The following is a 5,160-nucleotide window of genomic DNA, read 5'->3' as shown; positions in this document are numbered from 1 at the left end:
GAGGCTCACCGAGCGCCCGCCCCCGGCCGGCGCCGGCCGGGGCCGGTCGGCCGCGGCGGGGGATACCTCCGGGTCCGGCGGCGCGGCGCAGGCCGGCCGGGCCGGTCCGGGCGGCGGTGGAGCCCGTCCTCGTTCAGCCGGAAAGGCCGGCGCGGCGGGCGTGGACGGCGGGCCCGGTCACCCGGAGGACGATCCCGGCGATCCGGAGGCGGTGGCTCGTGCCATCTGCCTGCGGCTGCTGTCCGTCTCCGCACGGCCCCGAGCCGGGCTGGAGGCCGCACTGGCGCGCAAAGGCATCCCCGCGGATGCCGCCGCACGCGTGCTCGACCGTCTCACCGACGTGGGCCTGATCGACGACGCGGCGTACGCGCAGTCGTTCGTGGCGAGTCGGCATCGGCACGGTGCGCTCGGGGCCACCGCCTTGCGTGACGAGCTGCGTCGTAAGGGCGTGGATCCCCAGACCGCCTCGTCCGCGGTCGCCGTGGTCGATCGTGACGCCGAGGCCGAGCGGGCCAGAGCCTTCCTGGACCGACGGGTCGACGCAGCGATGGCCCACGGGCCCGAGACGGCGCGACGGCGGCTGCTCGGCCTGCTCGCCCGGCGCGGGTATCCCGCCGACCTGGCCCAGCGGGTCGTCCGGGAGGTCATGGCGGACTGGGACGCCGGGGCACAGAACGGCGCCGGTTCCGACACCGACGGCGACCGGCCCTGACCGGTCGGGTGTCCGGATCCGGTCGTTCCGTCGCCCGCGCGGTGGGACCGGCCGTCACCGTCGGTGGCGATGGCAATCCGGACCGTCTCGAGGCGGTGCGGGCCGACCGGGGTCGATGCGGCCGTGCGGGTCGGCTTGACCCCCGGGACGGTGCTCCTTAACCTCGGGGGTAACAGGAGTGTCACCACCACGCGCACGCCTTGGCTGCGCGGTCGATAGCGGTTCTGTTGTTGCCGCACCCCGCACCGGTCCGACCGGCCCTGCTGGGCTACCCGGACCGGCTTGATGCGCCGATGCTTGCATCGCGCAGCCACCGAGACGTGTTGTTGGCGACCCTCCTGCCGTCCAGCGCGACGGGTGTTCCGGTCACCGGACGCCCTCTCGCGACGGTTCATCACGAGGGGAGGTCGTGACGCGTGTCCGATGCCCTCGTCGTCGTCCTGATCATTGCCGTGCTCGCCGCCGTCGCCGCCCTGGTGATCGTGCTCCGGCGCAAGCCGGCCGCCGCGCCGGCCCCGGTCGACGAGGCCGCCCTGCGTCGCCTGCTGGACGAAGCGGTGAGCCGGGGCGTCGCCGACGCCAAGCCGGCCGAGCCCGATCTGGGCCGGTTCGCCCTGTTGAGCCATGAGGCCCAGGCGGCGGCCGAGGCCGCCGACGCGGTCCGTCGCACCGCCGCCGAGGCGGCCGAGGAGCTGTCCAACCGGACCCGGCGGGACGCCGAGGAATTGCGCGCCGCCGCGCAGGCCGAGGCCGAACGGACGGTGGCCGCGGCCCGCGCCCAGGCGGCCGAGCTCCGGGCGGGTCTGGAGTCCGAGCGGGGCCGGATCGCCGCGGAGGCCACCGCCGCGCTCGCCCAGGACCGCAAGGAGTTGCAGGAGGCCGAGCAGCGGCTGCGGGCGGCCAGCGACGCCCTGGCCGAGGAGCAACGCGCCCTGGCCTCCGACCGCCGCCGGATCGGCGCGCAGGAGGGCGACCTGACGCAGGCGCGGACGGCCCTGGAGCTCAAGGCGGCCGCGCTGGTCGACCGGGAGACCGAGCTTCGCGACCGGGCCGCCGCGCTCGACGCCCGGGAACGCGACCTGGCCGCGGCCGACGCCGCGCACGCCGCCGAACTCGTGCGCATCTCCGGGCTGACCGTGGAGGCGGCCCGCGCCGAGCTGCTGGCCGGCCAGGAGGAGGCGGTCCGTCGGGACGCCGCGATGATGATCCGGCGGGTCGAGGCCGAGGCGCAGAGCCAGGCCAAGCAGCGGGCCCGGGCGATCGTGGCCGAGGCGATCCAGCGGGTCGCGTCGGACCAGACGGCGCAGACGGTGGTCGCGGTGGTGCACCTGCCGGCGGACGAGGTCAAGGGCCGGATCATCGGACGCGAGGGCCGCAACATCCGGGCCTTCGAGACCGTCACCGGCGTGAACGTGATCATCGACGACACCCCCGAAGCCGTGCTGTTGTCCTGCTTCGACCCCGTCCGCCGCGAGATCGGCCGCATCACGCTGGAGATGCTGATCGAGGACGGTCGGATCCATCCGCACCGGATCGAGGAGGCCCACGAGCGGGCCCGCGACGAGGTGGAGCTGCTGTGCCAGCGGGCCGCCGAGGACGCGCTGCTGGACGTGCGCATCACCGACCTGCACCCCGAGCTGGTCGCCCTCATCGGCCGGCTCAAGTACCGCACCTCTTACGGCCAGAACGTGCTCGGACACCTGGTTGAGACCGCGCACATCGCCCGGGCGATGGCCGCCGAACTGGGTATCGATCCCACCGTCGTCACCCGGGGCGCGTTCCTGCACGACATCGGCAAGGCCCTGACCCATGAGGTCCCCGGCTCGCACGCCCTGATCGGCGCCGACCTGGCCCGCAAGTACGGCGAGTCCGAGGCGGTCGTGCACTGCATCGAGGCGCACCACGACGAGGTACCGCCGAGCACCGTCGAGGCCGTGCTGACCCAGGCGGCCGACGCCTGCTCGGGCGGCCGGCCGGGGGCCCGCCGCGAGTCCCTCGAGTCCTACGTGCAGCGGCTCGAGCGCATCGAGGCGATCGCCGGGGCCAAGAAGGGCGTCGAGAAGGTCTTCGCCATGCAGGCCGGCCGCGAGCTCCGGGTCATGGTCAAGCCGGACGTGGTCGACGACGTCGAGGCGCACGTGCTGGCCCGGGAGGTGGCCAAGCAGATCGAGGAGGAGCTGACCTACCCCGGCCAGGTCCGCGTCACCGTCATCCGGGAGTCCCGGGCCACCGAGATCGCCCGCTGATCCGTCCCGGGGGCCCGGGGAGCGCGGCGACCGGGTTGGGCGTCGGCCGGGACCGCCCGCGATTTCTCGACGGGGCCGCCGGGTCCGCCGGGTCCGCCCCGGGTGCACCGCACGGCACGCCGGGTGGATGATGATCACCGGTGCCCCTGCCGTCGACCGAGCCGACGACCCAGGCCGACCGAGCGGTCGCCGCCCGTCGGCAGACCCGCCGTCCGGCGCGGGCAACCGGGTCATGGCGGCCCCGGTCCGAACGGTCCCACCGATCGAGCACGTCCACCGCCGATCCGCACCGCCGATCCGCACCGCCGGATCGCACCGCCGGATCGCGTCCCCGTCCCGGCGCGGCCGCGGCCGCCGGGCGTCAGGGCCGACGGAACTCGTCGATCCCGGGGACGTTCTCGATCTCGATCTCCTGGCGGGCCGCCATCAGGTCGCTCTGCGCGGCCGAGTCGATCTTGACGATCCGACTGCCACCGCGGCGCGTCCGGAGCTTGCGTTCGAGCCAGTGCGAGAGCCAGCCCAGGGCCAGGTTGATCAGGATGTAGATCAGCGCGACCACGACGTAGGTGGGCAGCAGGTTGCCGTAGTTGCTGGCCGAGGTGTTGGCCGCCCGGCGCAGCTCGACGTAACCGACCAGGATGCCGCCCAATGCGGTGTCCTTGACGATGACCACCAGCTGGCTGACCACGGCCGGCAACATCGACGTGACGGCCTGCGGCAGCAGGATCAGCGTCATCAGCTGCGTCTTGCGCAGGCCGAGCGCGACCGCGGCCTCGGTCTGCCCCTTGGGCACCGCCAGGATGCCGGCCCGGAAGACCTCGGCCAGCACCGATCCGTTGTACAGCACCAGGCCGATGACGACGGCGGCGAACGGGCTGGACGAGTCGAACGTGAAGAACCACAGCTCGAACGCGAAGAGCATGAGGATGATGACCGGGATCGAGCGGAAGAACTCGACGACGACCCCGGCCGGCCAGCGAACCCAGGCGTGGTCGGACATCCGGGCGATGCCGAACAGGGCGCCGACCGGAAGGGCGATGACCACGCTCAACGCGGCCGCCTCGAGGGTCGCCCACAGACCCGGCAGGAGGTAGGTCGTCCAGTTCTGGATCTCCAGGAACGGCGACCACTTCTCGGCCGTCAGCTGGTTCTTCTCGATCAGGACCGAGATGATCCACCACGCGGCCAGGATCAGCACCACGCCGAACACGACGCTCAGGATCAGGTTCGCCCGGCGGGCCTTGGGCCCCGGGATGTCGTAGAGGACGGTGGCGCGGTCGGTCATCGGTTCGTCCTCTCCGCGGGCCGCCCCGCCGGTGCGCCCGTCCGCGCGTCGTGACCGTCCCGGGTGCGACGCCGGGTCGTCCGGCCGGCCGCGCTCACCGCTTCACCTGGTACTTCTTGGCCAGCCCGCCGAACACCAGACCGGTCGGCAGGGTCAACACGATGAAACCGGCCGCGATCACCAGGAACACCGCGGTGAACTTGTCGGCCTCGTTCTCGATCAGGGTGTTCATCAACAGCGCGGCCTCGGCCACGCCGATGGCTGAGGCGACCGTCGTGTTCTTGGTCAGTGCGATCAGCACCGATCCCAGCGGCGCGACGACGGCGCGAATGGCCTGGGGGAGCACGACGATGCCCAGGACCTGGGTGAACTTCAGACCGATGGCCCGGGCGGCCTCGGCCTGGCCCGGGGGCACCGTGTTGATGCCCGCCCGGATCGCCTCACAGACGAAGGTGGAGGTGTAGATGACGAAGCCGAGGACCGCGAGCCGGAAGTTCTGGGAGTTCAGGAAGGCCTGCGGGTTGACGCCGGCCTCGCGCACGGCCAGGCGAAGGCCGAGCTGGTTGGCCACGACCTGCGACATCATGATGATGATGAGCGTCAGCGGAATGTTCCGGATGACGTTGACGAACCCGCCGGCGAACGAGCGCATCAGCGGGACGGGGCTCACCCGCATCGCCGCCAGGATGACGCCCAGGACGAAGGAGCCGATCGCCGACCAGAAGGTCAGCTGCACCGTCATCCAGAACGCGCCGAGGATGTCGTACCTCGGGTCACTCAGGAAACTGAAGTCCACCCCACACCCCTCACCGGATCAACGTGGTCGCGCGGTCGGCCAGATCGGTTCGGCCGGGGCCGGGGGCGGGGCGCCCCGCCCCGCCGGGAGGGGCGCCCCGGCGGCGGGCGCCGGGCCCGGC

At 73.0% G+C, this 5,160-nt stretch carries 4 protein-coding genes; 2 read left to right on the top strand and 2 right to left on the bottom strand.

Annotated features, from left to right (window positions below; genetic code table 11):
• Together ACOJUF_RS07660 and rny are read left to right on the top strand one after the other, a co-directional pair.
• Nucleotides 1–712: regulatory protein RecX (locus tag ACOJUF_RS07660; RefSeq protein WP_420121265.1), on the top strand; the 712-nt coding region annotated here is incomplete at its 5' end.
• Between the two features lie 416 nt (nt 713–1,128).
• Nucleotides 1,129–2,958 carry a ribonuclease Y gene (gene rny / locus ACOJUF_RS07655; RefSeq protein WP_420121264.1) on the top strand — a complete coding sequence of 610 codons (1,830 nt, stop codon included), beginning with the start codon at nt 1,129–1,131 and terminating at the stop codon, nt 2,956–2,958.
• A 361-nt stretch (nt 2,959–3,319) separates the two neighbouring features.
• Here rny and ACOJUF_RS07650 read toward each other — a convergent pair whose 3' ends face one another.
• Nucleotides 3,320–4,243 (bottom strand): amino acid ABC transporter permease, encoded by a 924-nt coding sequence (locus tag ACOJUF_RS07650; RefSeq protein WP_420121263.1) that lies wholly within the window; start codon nt 4,241–4,243, stop codon nt 3,320–3,322.
• A 94-nt stretch (nt 4,244–4,337) separates the two neighbouring features.
• Nucleotides 4,338–5,039 carry an amino acid ABC transporter permease gene (locus ACOJUF_RS07645; RefSeq protein WP_420121262.1) on the bottom strand — a complete coding sequence of 234 codons (702 nt, stop codon included), beginning with the start codon at nt 5,037–5,039 and terminating at the stop codon, nt 4,338–4,340.
• Between the last annotated feature and the right edge of the window lie 121 nt (nt 5,040–5,160).

Origin of the sequence: Nakamurella sp., from assembly GCF_048594475.1 — a bacterium.
Lineage (GTDB): Bacteria > Actinomycetota > Actinomycetes > Mycobacteriales > Nakamurellaceae > Nakamurella.
This window is presented reverse-complemented; position numbering and strand designations above follow the sequence as displayed.

Bases quoted from the DNA above. Each gene is read 5' to 3' on its own strand.
- ACOJUF_RS07650 (WP_420121263.1), bottom strand. From the start codon at position 4,243: ATGACCGACCGCGCCACCGTCCTCTACGACATCCCGGGGCCCAAGGCC.